This window comes from Streptomyces sp. NPDC021225 (assembly GCF_044332865.1).
Taxonomy (GTDB): Bacteria; Actinomycetota; Actinomycetes; order Streptomycetales; family Streptomycetaceae; genus Streptomyces.
Genome location: NZ_JBIRPV010000001.1, coordinates 1,587,663 through 1,605,160, shown reverse-complemented (window position 1 = coordinate 1,605,160; position 17,498 = coordinate 1,587,663). Strand labels below are relative to the sequence as shown.

The 17,498-nt window shown below is 71.0% G+C and carries 15 protein-coding genes; 7 read left to right on the top strand and 8 right to left on the bottom strand.

Features of this window, described 5'->3' with window-relative positions:
* Positions 1–45: 45 nt before the first annotated feature.
* Together ACH4S9_RS07365 and ACH4S9_RS07360 are read right to left on the bottom strand one after the other, a co-directional pair.
* Positions 46–918: a hypothetical protein gene (locus tag ACH4S9_RS07365; protein WP_398370314.1), complete on the bottom strand. Its 873-nt coding sequence runs from the start codon at positions 916–918 to the stop codon at positions 46–48.
* Between the two features lie 26 nt (positions 919–944).
* Positions 945–1,820 (bottom strand): AraC family transcriptional regulator N-terminal domain-containing protein, encoded by an 876-nt coding sequence (locus ACH4S9_RS07360; RefSeq protein WP_398370310.1) that lies wholly within the window; start codon positions 1,818–1,820, stop codon positions 945–947.
* 89 nt (positions 1,821–1,909) lie between these two features.
* Here ACH4S9_RS07360 and ACH4S9_RS07355 point away from each other — a divergent pair, with 89 nt between their 5' ends.
* On the top strand, positions 1,910–2,944 hold the full coding sequence (locus ACH4S9_RS07355) for an aldo/keto reductase (protein WP_311724933.1): 1,035 nt from the start codon (positions 1,910–1,912) through the stop codon (positions 2,942–2,944).
* A 120-nt stretch (positions 2,945–3,064) separates the two neighbouring features.
* On the top strand, positions 3,065–3,508 hold the full coding sequence (locus ACH4S9_RS07350) for a hypothetical protein (RefSeq protein WP_311724932.1): 444 nt from the start codon (positions 3,065–3,067) through the stop codon (positions 3,506–3,508).
* On the opposite strand, the gene ACH4S9_RS07345 is transcribed toward ACH4S9_RS07350, so the two are convergent.
* Together ACH4S9_RS07345 and ACH4S9_RS07340 are read right to left on the bottom strand one after the other, a co-directional pair.
* Entirely contained in the window at positions 3,505–4,995 is a 1,491-nt protein-coding gene (locus ACH4S9_RS07345) for an endonuclease/exonuclease/phosphatase family protein (protein WP_398370307.1), read from the bottom strand. The two genes, ACH4S9_RS07350 and ACH4S9_RS07345, sit on opposite strands and share 4 nt — an antisense overlap.
* 59 nt (positions 4,996–5,054) lie before the next feature.
* A complete protein-coding gene (locus tag ACH4S9_RS07340) occupies positions 5,055–5,885 on the bottom strand; it encodes a YwqG family protein (RefSeq protein ID WP_398370305.1) in 831 nt (276 codons plus the stop codon).
* A gap of 232 nt (positions 5,886–6,117) precedes the next feature.
* On the opposite strand from ACH4S9_RS07340, the gene ACH4S9_RS07335 reads away from it, so the two are divergent.
* The 3 genes from ACH4S9_RS07335 to ACH4S9_RS07325 all read left to right on the top strand — a co-directional run bounded on the left by ACH4S9_RS07335 (position 6,118) and on the right by ACH4S9_RS07325 (position 8,474).
* Positions 6,118–6,561, top strand: coding sequence for a hypothetical protein (locus ACH4S9_RS07335; protein WP_398370303.1), 444 nt, complete (start codon positions 6,118–6,120; stop codon positions 6,559–6,561).
* An 85-nt stretch (positions 6,562–6,646) separates the two neighbouring features.
* Entirely contained in the window at positions 6,647–7,222 is a 576-nt protein-coding gene (locus ACH4S9_RS07330; protein ID WP_398370301.1) for a SigE family RNA polymerase sigma factor, read from the top strand.
* Positions 7,223–7,247: 25 nt separating this feature from the next.
* Entirely contained in the window at positions 7,248–8,474 is a 1,227-nt protein-coding gene (locus ACH4S9_RS07325) for a TerD family protein (protein WP_311724927.1), read from the top strand.
* 49 nt (positions 8,475–8,523) lie between these two features.
* Here ACH4S9_RS07325 and ACH4S9_RS07320 read toward each other — a convergent pair whose 3' ends face one another.
* The 3 genes from ACH4S9_RS07320 to ACH4S9_RS07310 all read right to left on the bottom strand — a co-directional run bounded on the left by ACH4S9_RS07320 (position 8,524) and on the right by ACH4S9_RS07310 (position 13,197).
* Entirely contained in the window at positions 8,524–9,819 is a 1,296-nt protein-coding gene (locus ACH4S9_RS07320) for an MFS transporter (protein ID WP_385339518.1), read from the bottom strand.
* 201 nt (positions 9,820–10,020) lie between these two features.
* Positions 10,021–11,499 (bottom strand): alkaline phosphatase PhoX, encoded by a 1,479-nt coding sequence (locus tag ACH4S9_RS07315; RefSeq protein ID WP_385339515.1) that lies wholly within the window; start codon positions 11,497–11,499, stop codon positions 10,021–10,023.
* Between the two features lie 189 nt (positions 11,500–11,688).
* Positions 11,689–13,197: a hypothetical protein gene (locus ACH4S9_RS07310; RefSeq protein WP_311724924.1), complete on the bottom strand. Its 1,509-nt coding sequence runs from the start codon at positions 13,195–13,197 to the stop codon at positions 11,689–11,691.
* Between the two features lie 404 nt (positions 13,198–13,601).
* Here ACH4S9_RS07310 and ACH4S9_RS07305 point away from each other — a divergent pair, with 404 nt between their 5' ends.
* Together ACH4S9_RS07305 and dapA are read left to right on the top strand one after the other, a co-directional pair.
* On the top strand, positions 13,602–15,446 hold the full coding sequence (locus ACH4S9_RS07305; RefSeq protein WP_398370298.1) for an endonuclease/exonuclease/phosphatase family protein: 1,845 nt from the start codon (positions 13,602–13,604) through the stop codon (positions 15,444–15,446).
* 107 nt (positions 15,447–15,553) lie between these two features.
* Entirely contained in the window at positions 15,554–16,447 is an 894-nt protein-coding gene (gene dapA, locus ACH4S9_RS07300) for a 4-hydroxy-tetrahydrodipicolinate synthase (protein ID WP_398370296.1), read from the top strand.
* A gap of 23 nt (positions 16,448–16,470) precedes the next feature.
* Here the strand turns inward: dapA and dapD are convergent, their stop codons facing one another.
* Positions 16,471–17,469, bottom strand: coding sequence for a 2,3,4,5-tetrahydropyridine-2,6-dicarboxylate N-succinyltransferase (dapD, locus tag ACH4S9_RS07295; protein WP_398370294.1), 999 nt, complete (start codon positions 17,467–17,469; stop codon positions 16,471–16,473).
* Between the last annotated feature and the right edge of the window lie 29 nt (positions 17,470–17,498).

Genomic DNA, 17,498 nt, shown 5'->3' with positions numbered 1-17,498 from the left:
CGCCTCCATCATGCCCCAACACTTCGGCACCTGCCGAACCGTTCGCTAGCGGCCAGGTGATCCTTCGAGTTCGGCCAGGGCGAGCTCGTAGATGCGGTGCTCATCCTCGGTCACCGGCACTTCCCCCCTTCCGTCCTCGATCGCGGCGTCCAGCCACTCGTGAATGATCACCTCGATGATGTCCGGCACCCCCGTGCCCAACAGCATCTCGACCAATGGCCAGGCGTGCATCGTGATGGGAAACCTCGCGGCCCGGTGATGCACCCTGGCTTCCTGCCAGATCTTCCGTGCCGCCTCCGGGCCCTCGACCTGGGCCGCGTCGTACAGCAGACGGCACCAGCCGATGTCGATGCGGTCGAAACAGCCACTGAACTCACTGACCCAGGGATCGATTTCGGCGACCTCACGGAACAACGCGACTGCCGCGGCCCGCTCACCGGCGGAGTAGAGCTCGTGCGCCTGCCTCAACTTCGCGTCCAGCCGCCCCTGCGGCGTCGCCCCGTGCTTGGCCACATAGGCGTCCATTTCCGCGAGGTAGTCGCTGAGCTCGGCCGCGAGGCTCCCTATGTGTTCGGCATACCGCCACAGCTCATCGGTCTCGTCCTCGTCGATGCCGTGGGCTTCGGCTTCCCGCAGCAGTGCAATGGCCCGGTCGCTGTCCTCGTCCATCTGGTCCGGGTCCGCGCCGTCGTCCAGGGAGTCCAGCCAGCCGTACGCCCCGGCGAGCGCCAGGGCACCTCGCAGGTTCTCGTCCTCGCCTGCGGTCGCCAGATATGCCTCCACGGCCGACGCGACATGGGACCAGTCCGCCTCGTCGGTCAGCTCTCCGGCAGGGGTGAAGAACGCACCGAACTCCGACGGCAGCTTTCCGGAGATGACCATGCTGGTGACACTGGCGGGAACCGGTGGCAGGTCCATGCATCTTCCTTCAACGAGGTGGCGGGCTAGGACCGGACCGAGGCGCGTAGCCGGGCCGCGTCCTGGCCGGGGGGCAGTCCGTAGACGCTTCGGTATTCGCGGTTGAACTGGGTCGCGCTGACGTACCCGACCGCCTCGGCGGCCTGAGCCGCCGTCGTGTTGCCCGCGACCAGGCGCCGCCGCGCCTCCCGCAGCCGCAGGTGTTTCTGGAACTTGAGCGGGCTCATGCCGGTGGCGGCTTTGAAGTGCCGGTGCAGGGTCGCGGGGCTCATGTGGGCCACGGCGGCGATCCGGTCGATGCTGAGCGGTTCGGCGTAGTGGGCGAAGATCCATGCGGCCGCCGCGCGCACTCGGGACGCGGCGGAGTCGGCCAGTGACCACTGGCGCAGGACGGGGCCGAGCGGGCTGCGCAGCAGCCGGTAGAGGATCTCGCTCTCGATACGGGCGGCCAGGGGGCGGATGTCGTCGGGGGTTTCGAGGAGCCGGACCCAGCGGGTGACCGCGTCGATGAGTTCCGGTGACATCGGCGCGCTGAGCTGCCCGCCGACGGTCGCCGGTGAGGGCGATTCCGGCCCTGACCCGTCGAGCTCCAGCAGCAGCTCGGCGAGGACCGCGCCGTCGAGCCGCATGATCACGGACCGGTACGGCAGCTTCTCGAAGACGGCGGTGACGGGCAGGTCGAGCGTGTTCAGGAGCATCTCCCCGGGCGGGGTCACCCAGCTGCGGTCTCCCACGACAGTGCGCTTGGCACCGTCGGCGATGAAGCAGATCATCGGGTCGTACCGCACGTCGACGGGGTCGATCGGCTCGTCGACCGCGACCACCAGGAGCCGGGGCACCGGAGTCTCGGACCACAGGCCCCGCCCGTGGCGGTCGATGGCCGCGGCGAGCTCGTCCAGCATGGGACACACCCTTCTCGTGAGAGGATCAGGCAATCCTATGCGATCTGTGGCCCATGACGCCCGGCGGCCGCGTTCCTACCGTGGACGGCATGACACAGCACGACAGCAACCCCACGGACCCCACCGACCCCGCCGCCCTCCCGCACCGCAGGCTCGGCACCCAGGGCCTGGAGGTCGGGGCGATCGGCCTGGGCACCATGGGCATGACGATGGCGTACGGCGCCGGGGACGAGCAGGGCGGCATCGCCACCATCCACCGCGCCCATGAACTCGGCGTCACCCTCTTCGACACCGCCGAGCTTTACGGCATGGGCACCGGCAGCAACGAACAGCTGCTCGGCCGGGCCGTGAAGGGGTTCCGCGACGAGGTCGTCATCGCCACCAAGTTCGGCTTCGACCTGAGCGACCCCAGCAGGGTCGGGCACGCCATGGACAGCCGCCCGGAACGCATCCGCACGGTCACCGAGAACAGCCTGCGCTACCTGGACACCGACCGCATCGACGTGCTGTACCAGCACCGGGTCGACCCGAACGTACCCGTCGAGGACGTGGCCGGGACGGTGGGCGAGCTGATCGCCGAAGGCAAGGTGCGCTACTTCGGGCTGAGCGAGGCGGGCCCCGACATCATCCGGCGCGCCCACGCCGTGCACCCGGTGTCGGTGCTCCAGACCGAGTACTCGGTGTTCGAGCGGGCCGTGGAGGTCGAGGTGCTGCCGGTGGTGCGCGAGCTGGGGATCGGCTTCGTGCCGTACTCGCCGCTGGGCCGTGGCTTCCTCACCAGCGCGGTGAAGCCCGCCGCCGAGTACCCCGCGGACGACATGCGCAGCTGGGACGATCGCTGGCAGCCCGGCAACTACGAGAAGAACCTGGCCGCCGTCCGGGAACTCACCGCCCTCGCCGACGCCAAGGGCATCGCGGTCACCCAGCTGGCGCTGGCCTGGCTGCTGGCCCAGGGCGAGGACATCGTGCCGATCCCGGGCACCCGCAGCCCGCACCGCCTGGCGGAGAACGTGGCGGCCGCGCAGGTCACCCTCACGCCCGAGGACCTGGCCCGCATCCGGGAGATCCTGCCGCGCGGCGCGGCCGGCTCCCGCTACCCCGAGGAGATGATGCCGAACTGGTGAGCCCGTGCGGCGGGTGTGGACGCTGCGCCAAGCAAGAGGAGACGCAGCGTTAAGGACACCAGTGCCTTCTCACGTCAGCATTGAGCGCGTCGCTCAAATCACCGCAGACGGAGGAGCAGCATGAACCGCATGAGGAAGAGGCTCGGCGTCGTCCTCGGTACGGCCGCCGTGTTCGCCGGCACCGCGCTCGTCAGTGCCGAGCCGGCGGCGGCCATCCCCTCCCTGGGCGAGTTCTCTTTCACCCCCACATGGCTGGACAACGGGCGCAACGTCATGGTCAATCTGTCCGGAGGCGTAAGCGCGGGATACGCGGAGTGGCGCCAGGACCCGCGGAACGGGGCCCCCGGTGACGCCATGCGTGTGCACGACGACAACGCGGACGGGTACGGAATCGAGGCCGTCCTCACGTACGACGGGCGCAAGGCCACGACTCGGGGTCACAACTCGCCTTACACCAGCCCCTGGGCGACGGGGGACCTGGACGAAGACCGGAACTACCTCATGCGCGTGTGCGTGGTCAGGGGAGACGCCGAGAAGTGCACCGAAGCCGTGGTCACTGCCTAAGCGGCCGGGAGCGCCACCGTGCCGTAGAGCGTCCAGTGATCGGACTTGCCCGAGGTCGCGGACACCGCGCACCTGGTGAACCGTGCCGTCTTGGGCGCGAAGATGTAGTCGATCTTGTGCATGGGCTTGCCCTGGGCGTTGGCGTTGGAGGTCGGTGCCCCGGACCGCGGGGCATCGGGGTCGCCCAGCTGGCTGCATTCCAGATAGCGGTCGTACACCGGTATCAGCACCGTGCTGGGCCCTCCCTCGCCCTCCGTGGCCTCGGGCACCGGCGGCACCACATTCAGGTCGCCGCCGAACACCGGCCGATATCCTTTCGCCTCCCATTTGTCAGCCAGATTCCGCAGCTCTTTCGCCTGCTTGGTGCGCCATTCGCCGGTGTTGTCGTCATATCCCTTGCCCGCGCTGAGGTGGGCGGTGCAGGCCATCACCGCGCGTGAGGGGATGGCCGCGCACAGGGCGGTGCGCTGTTCCTTACCGGGCGGGGAAGTGAAGTCGTAGCGTTCATAAAAGGTGTTCTCATCGGGCACCGCGATGGCGACGCCGAAGGATCCCCGGTCCACATTGTCGGGTGCAGGGCCCATGGCGCACTGCTTCTGGAGGAGCGGCCCGTTCAAACGGTTGTGGATGGGAGCGAACCGAACGTCCCATCCGCGCTGGGTGGCCTCTTCCAGCATCTCCTCCACGTGTTTCGCGTATTTTTCGCAGAATTCCTGGAAGAAGATGACATCCGGCATCTCATGAGCGACCGGGTCCGCGAGCCGGGCCCGGATCTGCTCGTTGAACTCGGCATATCCGGGGCGGTCGGCGGACCATCCGCAGTTTGCGTTATGGTCGGCGCAGACATTCCAGGTCATGACGTTGAGACTGTGCGCGGCCGTCGGTCCCGCCGACGGCAGGGTGGCCCCGCCGGGGACCGGCTCCAGTACGAAGCGGCCCCAGGTGCCGGGGCTCGCGGCGGTGGCGCGCAGGGTGCCGTCGTCGCCCGCGGCCCAATACCGGTCGGCGTAGCCGTCGGCCACGCTCTTGAGGGTGACCCCGTACGAACCCGCCGGTGCGCCCGCGGGCGGCGCGGACCAGCTGGGTTCGTACTGCTGCCAGCTCCCGAGATTGGCGCCCCTGGCGCGCAGCATTCCCTCGCGCTCGCCGGCATCGGTGAACTCAGCCGTGGCGAAATAGCCGGTGGCCTCGGAGCGGAGGCTGATCGTCTTCGCGAAGTGATTGGTATGGAGAGTGAAGCGCTCCCACGAACCGACCGTGCTGCTTCGCGCGCGCATCCGCCATTCGTTCGCGCCGGTGTCACTCATCTCAACGCTGACATATTTGCCGTTCGCCAGCGACTTGAGCGCCCACTTCTGACCGGCCGACTTGGCGATCGGCCCGGCGTCCCCTGACACATCCGTGGCGAATGCGGGCGTCATGGACTGGACGCCCAGGCCCGCAATCAGGCCGCACAACGCCAGGAAGACATAGATGAAGCGCCGCATGTCTCCCCCATTACCCAGACATGACAGACACTACGCGGCAGCCGCGGACTCCACGAAGCTCAACAGCACTGCCAGGTGAAGATGGCCTTGTCGAAACGGCCCGCGGCGAGGTCATCGGGGCGGATCAGCCAGTACAGCGCACCGCTGTCGCCCCACATCATGTCCGCGTCCTCGTCGGAGTCGAGCTGCGCGAGCAGCACCCACCCCTCCGCCTCCTTCTCGATCCGCGGGTCCTCCCAGGACACCTCGCCACCCAGCGCGCCATGGGCCACCACGATCTCCACGGCGGTCTGGACGGACTGGGCGTGGCCGCCGATCTGATGCGCGACACCGCTCTCGTCATTCCACACCGCCCTCTTGAACGCGTCCGGAAGCTCGTCCTCGCCGAAGGCCGCGGTCAGCGCGAGCGAGTCGAAGTCGGGGGCGCTCGGGCCGACGCGGACGGTCAGCGGCACCTCCGGATACGGGGTGAGGCCCGCCGGAGCGGGCCGCTCGGGCGCGTCGGCGGACTCGGGCGGGAGGTGGAGGAGCCGGGCCCCGACCCAGGTGTCCGGATCGGCGGTGTCGACAAGTGCGTCGTCGTCCTCGTCGCCGTAGTAGAAGAAGGCGAGCCGGCCGTCCGCGGGCAGCGCTATGTCCAGCTGCTCCCTCGGCAGCGCGGCGCAGTCGACCTCCGCCACGAACGCCAGCGGCCCGCACCCCTCCCACACCGGCCAGTCCACCCCCTCGGGCAGCCGGGGCAGTCCGCCGAGCCGCCCGACGACCGGATCGTCGGCCTCGGCCTTCCGGAGGTGGGCGGCGGGGCGGGACAACGCGATCCAGCGGTCGGCGAGTTCGGCGGACAGGTGGGTGCGGGCCAGGGCGTGCAGCGCGTCAGGTGCGGTGGTCATGCGGCCATCATCGCGGGCGGGACCGACAGGGATGTGGCGGCCAAGGCCCTGGCCTCATTTTTCGGTGTGGCGGAACAGGGGTGCCGAACAATTCCGACCCCGGTGAACTCGGAGACGCAACGCCCCACAGCGACACCGTGCGAATCACGAACGCAGCCCACGGGGGTGGACGACGACCGCATTCGCACGACAGCAGCCATCGGGGCCTGGCCCACAGAAAGAGGACAAGATCGTGAACGCACAGAAGAGCATCACCTTGGCGATGGCGACCGCGGCCCTGGCCGGCGGACTCGCGCTGGCGGCTCCGGCCCAGGCAGTGAGCACAGTCCGGCCGACGGCCGCCGCGTCGGCCCAGCACGGCGTCCACATCGACGGATACGAGCCCGACTCGGTTGTCACGCGGGGCGCCTGCAAGGGCTGGATGAACACCAAGAAGACCAACGGTCACTGGTTCGCCCAGGGCGTCGTCCAGTCCTGGAGCGGCACCGACTGCGCCATGATCCTTCAGCGCAAGCACAACGGCGGGGCCTACAAGATGATCTCCGGCCAGCACATCGTCAAGGACCGCAAGGACTCCACCGGCTACTACTGGGACCACACGGGCTACAAGTCCCGGGTGTGCATCGCCAACCTCAACTGGCACGACACCTCCTGGCACTGCGGCAAGGGCATCTGACCACAGCTGACGTGCACCGGTCCTGAACCAACGCGGGCGCTCGGCACAGCCGGGCGCCCGCGCGCACGCTCGAAAGGAACCCGACATGAATGTGCGCGAGCACCTTGGCGAGACGCTGGAATTCGAGGATTACGTACGAAGGCGGCACAACGCTCTGCTGCGCACCGCCCGGCGCCTGGTCCCCGACCCGCTCGACGCTCAGGACCTTCTCCAGACGGCGCTTGCCCGGACGTACGACCGCTGGGACGGCATAGCGGACAAGCAGCTCGCCGACGCCTATCTGCGCCGCGTCATGATCAACACTCGCACGGAATGGTGGCGGGCCAGGAGGCTGGAGGAGTCCCCCACCGAGCAGTTACCGGACGCGAGTACCGGGGACTTCACCGAGCAGCACGCCGACCGAGCCCTGCTGATGGACGTCATGAAGGTGCTCACCCCGAAGCAGCGCACTGTCGTCGTGCTGCGGCACTGGGAGCAGATGTCCACCGAGGAGACGGCCGTCGCCCTGGGCACGTCGATCGGAACGGTCAAAAGCACGCTGCACCGCTCGCTCGCCCGGCTCCGCGAGGAGCTGGAGCGCCGCGACCACGAGACCGCACCTCCACACCCGCCGACGGGCTGCTCCGCGATCGGGATCGAGACGCAGGTCAAGGAACCGTAAAGCGGGGACGTTCGTTACCTCGGGCATGACCGCTATGACCTCCGGCTCGAACCTCCCCCTGCCCGTCGCGCGCGTGGCGGTGGACGTCACCGCCCCGGTGCGGCTGGACGTGTCGGGCCTGCTGCTCACCGCCAACGGCAAGGTGCGCTCCGACGACGACTTCATCTTCTACAACCAGCCCGCCGGCCCCGGCGTGACCCACCGCGCCGGCGCGGGCGGGGCGGGTGACACGATCACCGTCGACACCGCCGCCGTGCCGGGCGACATCGAGAAGATCGTGGTGACCGCGAGCCTGGACGCGCCCGGGGCGACGTTCTCGGGCACCGAGCCGACGGCCACCGTGCGCGGCGCGGACGACGGGGCCGTGATCGCCACCTTCACCCCGCCCCAGCTGGGCGCCGAGACCGCGCTCGTGGTCGTCGAGGTGTACCGGCGCAATGGGGTGTGGAAGGTCCGCGCGGTCGGGCAGGGGTATGCCAACGGGCTGGCGGGCATCGCCACCGACTTCGGTGTGACGGTGGAGGAGCCCGCCGCGGCCCCGGCCCCCGCTCCCGTACAGGCGCCGCCGCCGTCCGGCCCGCCCGCCGGTTTCCAGCCCCCGCCGATGCCCACCGCGCCGCCGCCCGCTCCCCCGGCCGCTCCCCCGGCCGCCGCGGCTCCGGCGCCCGGCGCGGGGAAGATCAACCTCGACAAGGGCCGCGTCAACCTCCAGAAGAACCAGACGGTGTCGCTGGTCAAGGGCGGCCGGCCGCTGCTGAGTTCGGTCAAAATGGGCCTGGGCTGGGAGCCCGCCTACCGCGGCAAGGACATCGACCTCGACGCGTCCGTGATCGCCTTCGGCGTGGACCGCAAGAAGATCGACGCCTGCTTCTTCGGCAAGCTCGCGATTCTGAACGGCGCGATCCAGCACTCCGGCGACAACCTCACGGGCGAGGGCGGAGGCGACGACGAGACCATCACGGTCCACCTCGGCGGGCTGCCCGCGGAGGTCACCGGCCTGGTCTTCACGGTGAACTCCTTCTCCGGCCAGAAGTTCACCGATGTCGCCAAGGCCTACTGCCGGCTGCTTGACGCGGGCACAGGCGAGGAGCTGGTCCGCTTCGATCTGACCCAGTCCGAGCCGCGCACGGGCGTGATGATGGCCAAGTTCATCAAGCAGTTCTCGGGCGAGTGGGAGATGACCGCGATGGGCGAGTACGTGGACTCCCGGACCGTGCGCGGCATGGTCAAGCCCGCCGGCCGGGCGCTCTGAACCTCCGCGGGGCAGCGAGCCGTGCCGCTGCCCCGCCGCGGCCGTGTCTTCAGACGGCTTCCGCGGCCGACCGGACCGTCCTGCCGGGCCTTGATGCGGGGGCCGTCGGCAGGTCGCGCGCGCGCCCGATGGGGGAGAAGACGAGGATGAGCGCGGCCAGCGGTACTCCGGCCGTCGTGATCCACATGGCTGTGCGGAGGTCGAAGACGGTGCCCAGCCATCCGCCGAGCAGCGCGCCCAGCGGGATCGTTCCGTAGTTGAGGAAGGATGTGCTCGCCGTGAGGCGCCCGAGGAGCTCCGGCGGGCAGTAGCGCTGCTGGAAGCTCGCCTTGATGACGTTTCCGGCCACCACACCCGCCGACACGAAGAATCCGCCGATGGCGAAGAGAAGGAGCCCGGCTCCGGCGGAGGCGGTCGGGATGAGCAGTGCGAAGATCGCGAACCCCAGCTCGAACAGCAGCGTGGCGCGGGCGGTCCCGATCCGGCCGGCTGCCCTGCGTGCGATGAACGCCCCGGCGATGCCCCCCGCGCCGGCGGCCGCGATGATTCCGCCGACCGCTCCGGGCGCCAGGCCCACGGTGTCGACGAGAAAGACGACCTGGATCGACTGATAGCCCATGAGCGCCAGGTTCGAGGTGGCTGCGAACAGCGTCAGGGTGCGGATCCAGGGGTCCCGGGCGACCAGCCGCAGCCCTTCGCCGACCTCGCCGAGCAGGGCTTTGGGGCGGACGGCCGCCCGGTCGCGGCGTGGCTCGCGATGCCGGATGCCCAACAGGCAGACGAGGGAGACGAGAAACGTCCCCGCGTTGGCGAACATCGCGTTCACCGCGCCCGCCACCTGCCCGATCAGACCGGCGGAACCGAGACCGGCGAGCTGCGCGGCTGACGCGCTGCCGTGCAGCTTCGCGTTGCCCTCCGCCTGGTCCTCGGGGGCGAGAATGCTGGGCAGATAGGCGCTGTAGGCGGTCTGGAAGAACACCGCGGCGGTGCCCGTCAGCAGCGCGATGACCACCAGCAGGCCGACGCTCAGCCGGCCGGTCCACGCCGCGACCGGAATCACCGAGAACAGCAGGAAGGACACCGCGGCGGCGGTCAGCATGACCGGTCTGCGGCGCATCCGGTCCACCCAGGCCCCGGCGGGGAGCCCGATGACCAGCCACGGCAGCCAGGCGGAGGCGCTCAGCACCCCGACTTCCAGCGTGGTGGCATCCAGGGTGGAGACAGCGATCAGCGGCATCGCCACGGAGGTGACGGAGGAGCCGAACTTCCCCGCGGTCTCCCCGCACCACAGCAGCCGGAAGTCCCGGTGCCGGCGCAGAAGGCCGACCCGTCTCTCATCACTCATCCGTTTCCCCGCCCACTTCGTCGCTCGACGTACCGAGACAACCTATGTTGCAGAGCTTCCTTTGCAAAGGGTCCTATGCAAAATATTCTCTGCAACTCGCGCACACGCGCATACGCGCATACGCGAACCGCCCCCGCTACCGCCGGGCGGCGGGAACGGGGGCGGAAGGAAGAGCGATGCAGAGCCGCGGAGAGGGAAAGATCAGCCGCGGGAGCGCTGGCGGCGCCAGGGGCCGGTGATGGCCAGCATGATGCCCGGCTCCTGGATGTTGGCGAAGAGGGTGTCGCCGTCGGGCGAGAAGCAGACGCCGGTGAACTCGCTGTACGCAGGCTCCTCGGCGGTGCCGCCCGCCGCGTCAGCGGCTGGTGTCAGCGCGAGTTCGTTGCGCGCGATCGGGTACGTGCGGCCGTCGTCCGTGGCGCCGAAGAGGTGCTGGACGCCCTCGCCGTCCTCGGCGATGACCAGGCCGCCGTACGGCGAGACGGTGATGTTGTCGGGGCCGTCGAACGCGCCGTCCTTGGACGGGTCGGGGTTGACGCCGAGCAGCACCTTCAGGGTGAGGGTGCGCCGCTTCGGGTCGTAGAACCACACCTGGCCGTCGTGCGCGACCGGGCTCTCCTCACGGGCGTACGAGGAGACGATGTACGCGCCGCCGTCGCCCCACCACATGCCCTCCAGCTTGCGCGCCCGGGTGACCTGGCCGGTGTCGAACTGCTTGCGCACCGAGACCGACTTCGCGTCGCGGTCGGGCACATCCACCCAGTCGACGCCGTAGACCGTGCCGGTCTGGGTCGCGCGCGACAGGTCGTCGACGAAGTTGCCGCCGGAGTCGAAGCACTTGGGGGCCTGGAGCACGCCCGCGTCGTCGGCGAGGGTGCCCAGCTTGCCGCGCCCGTGCTCGAAGCCGCGCGGCGGGACCCAGCGGTAGAAGAGGCCGTTGGGGCCGGAGGCGTCCTCGGTCAGGTAGAGGTGGCCGCGCTTGGAGTCGACGACGACCGCCTCGTGGGCGTAGCGGCCCAGCGCCTTGATCGGCTTGGGGTCGCGGTTGGCCCGGCGATCCCGCGGGTCGACCTCGAAGACATAGCCGTGGTCCTTGGTCATGCCGTTCTTGCCGGCCTTGTCCTCGGTCTCCTCGCAGGTGAGCCAGGTGCCCCACGGGGTGCTGCCGCCCGCGCAGTTGGTGGACGTGCCCGCGATGCCGACCCACTCGGTGACGTGGTCGCCGTGCTTGGAGACCTCGACGACGGTGCAGCCGCCGGAGGCCGCCGGGTCGTAGACCAGGCCCTCGATCAGCGGGACCGGGTGCGGCCAGTCGGCGCGCGGGCCCTTCAGCTCATGGTTGTTGACGAGCAGCGTGGCGCCGCGGGTGCCCTCGAAGGTGGCGGTGCCGTCGTGGTTGGAGGGGGTGGACTCGCCGGACTCCAGCTTGGTCTGGCCGGTGCGGGTGATGACCCGGTAGCTGAAGCCGGCGGGCAGGGCGAGGAGGCCCTTCGGGTCGGCGATGAGCGGACCGTAGCCGAGCCGGGAGCCGCCCCGCTCGGCCGCCGCGTCGGCGGTCTCGGTGGGCTCGGCGGCGAGCGCGCCGGGGGCGGTGGCGAGCACGCCGGCGCTGCCGACGAGGGCGACCCCGGCCCCGGTATAGGCGGAACTCTTCGCGAAGTCTCTGCGGCTGAGCGGCATCTTCGTCTCCTGATTGGCCAGATCTGTCCACCGACTGCGCGCATACGCTCCCGCCCCCGGTCGAACAACAGTTGAACTGGACGCGACATCGACGGACGGATTGGCGCCGGCGGGTTGAACCGCTCACCACCGCTCGCGGACCCCTCCGACGCCCGATCCCACACCCCGGCCGGCGCCGCCGGCCACCTGTCAGGCGCGCGAACGCGCCTTGAAGGCCGCCTTACGCGCCTGCTTGGCGGCCTGCTTGTCCGGGTGCAGCCGCCCCATCGCCTCCAGCACCTCAGCCGTCGCCGGGTGGTCCACCCGCCACACCGAGTCGAAGAAGGTCTCCGACTGCTCGACCAGGCCGCGCACCAGATCCCGCAGTTCGGCGGAGTCGCCATCCGCGGCGAGCTGCGCCGCGATGGTGTCCACCGTCAGCCAGAACACCATCTCCTCGGACGGCTCCGGGATCTCCGGCATCGCGCGCTCGGCCAGCCACACCCGGGCCAGGCCGCCCAGGTGGCGGTCGTCGAGCACCTCGCGCAGCGCGGGCTCGGCCGCGGGCCCGACCAGCGAGAGCGTCTGCTGGCAGGCCAGCCGGCGCAGCGGCGCGCCCTCGTCGTCGCCGCGCGCCGCGGCCAGCAGCTCGCCCGCGGCCTGGTCGGGCGTACGGCGCGCCAGCCACTGCTCGGCCTCGGCGCGCGCGGCCGTTTCCGGGTGCCCGGGGAGGGCGTCCAGCAGGATCTCCGCGCCCTTGTCGGCGAGGTCGCCGACGACCGGGGCGCCGATACCGGCGTCGAGCATGCGGCTGCGCACGCCGAAGACGCCGAGCGGGGTGAGCCTCACCATGCCGTAGCGGGAGACGTCGTCCTCGTCGGGGTCGAGCCGCGACTCGGTGGTCTCGGGGAAGCGGCCCTCGCCGTCGACCTCTTCGATCAGCGCCTCGTCCACGGGCTGGTACTCGACCAGGCCGGTCGGCTCCAGCATCCGGAACTGGTCGTCGAGGCGCACCATCGCCTCGGAGATCTCCTCGAGGATGTCGTCGGTGGGCTCCTCCATGTCATCGGGGACGATCATGGCGGCGGCGAGCGCGGGCAGCGGCACGGCGCGGCCGGAGTCCTCCTCGTCCAGGGCGGTCAGCAGATACAGATTGCCCAGCACCCCGTCCAGGAAGTCGGCCTCCTCCTCGGGGTCCCAGTCGATCGCGTCGAGGTCGAGCTCGCCGTCGTCGCCGATCTGCTCGACGATCTCGGCGAGGTCGGGGGCCGCGGCGTCGGCGAGCACGGTCTCGAAGCCGCCGAGCCAGATGTCCAGGATGTCCCGCGGGCTGCCCTCGGTGATCAACCGCAGGTCCTCGCCGGGGGTGGCGATCCCCGTGACCCCGTCCTCGCCCGGCTCCGGGCCGGCGTCCGCGTCCGCGTCCCCGGTCTCCGCCGCGGGCTCCTGGACCTCGATCAACCCGGTGTCGACGGCCAGCTGCCAGGCCTCCGCCGCGTAACCCGGCCCCTCCTCGTCGGCGCCGAGCCCCAGGTGCTCGGCCGCCGCCCGCAGGTCGGGCTCGGTGAGTACGCCGCCCGCCGCGACCGCCCTGCGCGGTCCGGCCCAGCGGGCGAGCCGCACCGCGCGAGCCAGCAGCGGGGCGGCGAGGGCGTCCCTGGCGAGTTCGGCCTCGGAGCGAAGCCGCACGGGCGGCATGGTGGGGCGGTCTCCGGGCATCGGCGGAGTCATCTCCTCGGGAGCGGATGAAGCAGACGAAACGGATGAACGAATAGTGGAACGAGTGGGAAGGGTCTTGCTCGGGAGGGGCCCGGCGCTGCGGGCGCGACCGGTCCCAGCCTAGACGGAAGGTGGGGCGGTTTCGTCCCGATGTGCCACCGCGGGGGCGGCAGCCCGTGAATTCGGCCAACCATCCGCCGTCGGACTTGGACGGCCACGGCCCCGGGCGCCGGAGCGCGACGGGCGCCGCGCCGTGCGCCGGTTCACTCCTGACCTGGCCGTACACCAGCCGTTCCTTGACAACCGCACGGGCGACGACAGACATTGACGCGCGTAGAGGATTGTTCCGTCGCCACCACAACGCCTGTGTTCAGCTCCGCACTTTCCTCATCGGAGGCACCGCCATGTCCCCACGCGCCCCGCGCGGACCCGCCACCGTCACCGCCGTCGTGGCCGCCGCCCTCGCGGCCGGGCTGCTCATCGCCCCGCAGTCCGCGTCCGCCGCCGAGGTACGGATCCACGACATCCAGGGCTCCACCCGGATCTCCCCGTTCGCGGACCAGCAGGTGTCCGGGGTGCCCGGCACGGTCACGGCGATCCGCGCCTTCGGCTCGGCCCGCGGCTTCTGGCTCCAGGACCCGCACCCCGACCGGGACCGGGCCACCAGCGAAGGGATCTTCGTCCACACCGGTTCGACCACCCCGTCGGTCGCCGTCGGGGACGCGGTGCGGGTCTCCGGGACGGTCGGCGAGCACTACCCGGGCGGCACCGGCGCGGGGCTTCAGTCGGTCACCGAGCTCACCCGGGCGACTTGGACGGTCGAGTCCTCGGGCAACGCCCTGCCCGCGGCCTTCGCGCTCACCCCCTCCGCCGTCCCCGACCGCTACGCGCCCGCCGCGCCGGGCGGCGGCAGCGGCAACAGCGGCAATATTGAAGGGCTGCGGCTGCGCCCGAACTCGTATGCCCTGGACCGCTACGAGTCGCTGGAAGGCATGCGCGTCTCGGTCAAGGACGCCCCGGTCGTGGGTCCCACCTCCGCGTACCACGATCTGTGGGTCACCGCCGAGCCCGGCCACTCGCGCACCGCGCGCGGCGGCGCGCTCTACAGCTCGTACGGCGACCCGAACTCCGGCCGGGTCAAGGTCGGCTCCCTCATTCCGTTCACCCAGCGCCCCTTCCCCGTCGCCGATGTGGGCGACAAGCTGACCGGCACCACCGAGGGGCCGCTGGACTACGACAGCTTCGGCGGATACGAGATCCAGGCCACCGCGCTCGGGCAGCTCGCGGACGGAAACCTGGCGCGGGAGACCACCCGCAAGCAGCAGGCCGACGAGCTGTCCATCGCCACCTACAACGTGGAGAACCTCTCCCCCAAGACCGCGCAGACGAAGTTCGACCGGCTCGCCTCGGGCCTGGTGCGCAATCTCGCCACGCCCGACATCGTCGCCCTGGAGGAGGTGCAGGACGACAACGGCCCGACGAACGACGCGGTCACCAGCGCCGGGCAGACGCTGAAGAAGCTCACCGACGCGATCGCGGCGGCCGGCGGCCCGGCGTACGAGTGGCGGCAGATCGACCCGGTCGATGACCAGGACGGCGGGCAGCCGGGCGGCAACATCCGGGTGGCCTTCCTCTTCAACCCCGCGCGGGTCTCCTTCACCGATGTCGCGGGCGGCGACGCCACCACCCCCGTGCGGGTGACGGACGACCACGGCAAGGCGGGGCTGTCGGCCTCCCCGGGCCGCATCGACCCGGCGAACCCGGTCTGGAAGGGCAGCCGCAAGCCGCTGGCCGGGCAGTTCTCCTTCCGCGGCCGCCCGGTCCTCGTCATCGCCAACCACTTCAACTCCAAGGGCGGCGACCAGGGCCTGGACAGCCGGTTCCAGCCCCCGGCCCGCCGCTCGGAGACCCAGCGCACCGGCCAGGCCGGGGTGGTCAACGCCTTCGTCAACAAGCTGCTGGCCGTGGACCCGAGCGCCCGGGTCGTGGTCGTGGGCGACCTCAACGACTACCAGTTCTCGCCCGCGCTGGCCGATCTCACCGCCGGCGGGGTGCTCACCGACCTGGTCACCGCGCTGCCGGAGAACGAGCGCTACGGCTATGTCTACAACGGCAACTCGCAGGTGCTGGACCACATCCTCACCAGCCGCGCCGTGCGCCGCCCCGACTACGACATCGTGCACATCAACGCGGAGTTCGCGGACCAGTCCAGCGACCACGACCCGCAGATCGCCCGAGTGAAGCCGTAGCGCTGCTGAAGTGTCCGGCCAGCATAATTAAATAGACCTGTACGGCGAAGGGGCCCAGAATCCAGCGCAGGAAGCCACCGACCCCTGCCACACGGAGTGTGCACACCATGCCCCTGGGCCCCTTCGGCCGTACCGCCGTCGCCATGATCACCCCGTTCGGCGCGGACGGCGCCCTCGACCTCGACGGCGCACAGCGCCTGGCCACCCATCTGGTGGACCGGGGCGGCTGCGACGGAATCGTGGTCAGCGGCACCACCGGCGAGTCCCCGACCACCTCCGACGCCGAGAAGGAGGCGCTGCTGCGGGCCGTCGTGGCGGCCGTCGGCGACCGGGCCCGGGTCACCGCCGGGGTGGGCAGCAATGACACCCGGCACACCGTGGAGCTGGCCCGAGCGGCCGAACGGGCGGGCGCGCACGGCCTGTTGGTCGTCACCCCGTACTACAACCGCCCGCCGCAGGACGCCGTGGCGGAGCACTTCCGCACCGTCGCCGACACCGTCGGCCTGCCGGTGATGCTGTACGACGTCCCCGCCCGGACCGGCACCGAACTCGCCGCCGACACACTGCTGCGGCTCGCCGAGCATCCGCGCATCACGGCCGTCAAGGACAGCGCCTACGACCTGTCGAAGGCGGCGAAGGTGATGGCGGCCACGGATCTCGCCTACTTCTCCGGCTGCGACGAGCTGAACCTGCCGCTGCTGGCTATCGGCGCGGCCGGATACGTCAGCGTCGTGGCCAACGTCGCCGGGCCGCAGGTGCGTTCGGTGCTGGACGCGTACGACGCCGGGGACACGGGCGAGGCGGCCCGGCGCCATCTGGCCCTCGCGCCGCTCGTCGAGCGGATGATGTCCGCCGGCGCCCCGGGCACGGTGACCTCCAAGGCGCTGCTCGGCGCCCTCGGGCTGCCCGCGGGCCCGGTGCGGGCCCCGCTGCTCCCCGCCGACGGAGAGCTGACCGACGGGCTGCGGGTCGTGTACGACAAGGTGGCGGGCGGCCTCTGACGAGGACCGCCCGCCCGCCCTGCTCAGTTGTGGCTGTGCAGCGCCTCGTTGAGGCCGCCCCACGAGCCGCTGCGCGGCAGCGCCTCGACCGCGCCGCTGACGGAGTTGCGGCGGAAGAGCATGTTGTCGACGCCGGACAGCTCCAGCGCCTTGATGATCGTGCCGTCCGGCACGGTGACCCGGGTACCGGCGGTCACATACAGGCCCGCCTCGACGATGCAGTCGTCGCCGAGCGAGATGCCGATGCCCGCCTCGGCGCCCAGCAGGCAGCGCTCGCCGAGGGAGATCGTCTGCTTGCCGCCGCCCGACAGCGTGCCCATGATCGACGCGCCGCCGCCGATGTCCGAGCCGTCGCCGACCACGACGCCCGCGCTGATCCGGCCCTCGACCATGGAGGTGCCCAGCGTGCCGGCGTTGAAGTTGACGAAGCCCTCGTGCATGACGGTGGTCCCGGAGGCCAGGTGGGCGCCGAGCCGGACGCGGTCGGCGTCGCCGATGCGCACCCCGGCGGGGATCACGTAGTCGGTCATCCGCGGGAACTTGTCCACGCCGGTCACCGCCAGCTGGAGCCCCTCGGCGCGGGCCGCCAGGCGGGCCCGCTCGACCTGGTCGACGGCGACGGGGCCGAGCGAGGTCCAGGCCACGTTGGCCAGCAGGCCGAAGATGCCGTCCAGGCTGAGGCCGTGCGGCTTGACCAGGCGGTGGCTGAGCAGGTGCAGCCGCAGATAGGCGTCGTGCGCGTCGAGCGGCTTGTCGTCGAGGGAGCCGATGACCGTACGCACGGCCACGACCTCGACCCCGCGGCGCGCGTCCGGCCCGAGGGCCCCCCGGGCGGTGTCGCCGAGCAGCTCGGCGGCGCGCTCGTCGCTCAGCCGCTCGGTGCCGGCCGGGCCGGGCTCGGCGACCAGCTCGGGGGCCGGGAACCAGGTGTCGAGGACGGTGCCGTCCTCGGCGAGGGTGGCGAGACCGGCGGCGGCTGCGCCGGTGTGGGTGGTGCTGGCGGTGATGGGAGCGTCGGTCATGGTCAGAACGCTAACCGGAGGCGGGCCCG

Bases quoted from the DNA above. Each gene is read 5' to 3' on its own strand.
- ACH4S9_RS07355 (WP_311724933.1), top strand. From the start codon at position 1,910: ATGACACAGCACGACAGCAACCCCACGGACCCCACCGACCCCGCCGCC.
- ACH4S9_RS07360 (WP_398370310.1), bottom strand. From the start codon at position 1,820: ATGCTGGACGAGCTCGCCGCGGCCATCGACCGCCACGGGCGGGGCCTG.
- ACH4S9_RS07305 (WP_398370298.1), top strand. From the start codon at position 13,602: ATGTCCCCACGCGCCCCGCGCGGACCCGCCACCGTCACCGCCGTCGTG.
- ACH4S9_RS07340 (WP_398370305.1), bottom strand. From the start codon at position 5,885: ATGACCACCGCACCTGACGCGCTGCACGCCCTGGCCCGCACCCACCTG.
- ACH4S9_RS07330 (WP_398370301.1), top strand. From the start codon at position 6,647: ATGAATGTGCGCGAGCACCTTGGCGAGACGCTGGAATTCGAGGATTAC.
- dapD (WP_398370294.1), bottom strand. From the start codon at position 17,469: ATGACCGACGCTCCCATCACCGCCAGCACCACCCACACCGGCGCAGCC.
- dapA (WP_398370296.1), top strand. From the start codon at position 15,554: ATGCCCCTGGGCCCCTTCGGCCGTACCGCCGTCGCCATGATCACCCCG.
- ACH4S9_RS07325 (WP_311724927.1), top strand. From the start codon at position 7,248: ATGACCGCTATGACCTCCGGCTCGAACCTCCCCCTGCCCGTCGCGCGC.
- ACH4S9_RS07310 (WP_311724924.1), bottom strand. From the start codon at position 13,197: ATGCCCGGAGACCGCCCCACCATGCCGCCCGTGCGGCTTCGCTCCGAG.
- ACH4S9_RS07345 (WP_398370307.1), bottom strand. From the start codon at position 4,995: ATGCGGCGCTTCATCTATGTCTTCCTGGCGTTGTGCGGCCTGATTGCG.
- ACH4S9_RS07315 (WP_385339515.1), bottom strand. From the start codon at position 11,499: ATGCCGCTCAGCCGCAGAGACTTCGCGAAGAGTTCCGCCTATACCGGG.
- ACH4S9_RS07365 (WP_398370314.1), bottom strand. From the start codon at position 918: ATGGACCTGCCACCGGTTCCCGCCAGTGTCACCAGCATGGTCATCTCC.
- ACH4S9_RS07320 (WP_385339518.1), bottom strand. From the start codon at position 9,819: ATGAGTGATGAGAGACGGGTCGGCCTTCTGCGCCGGCACCGGGACTTC.
- ACH4S9_RS07350 (WP_311724932.1), top strand. From the start codon at position 3,065: ATGAACCGCATGAGGAAGAGGCTCGGCGTCGTCCTCGGTACGGCCGCC.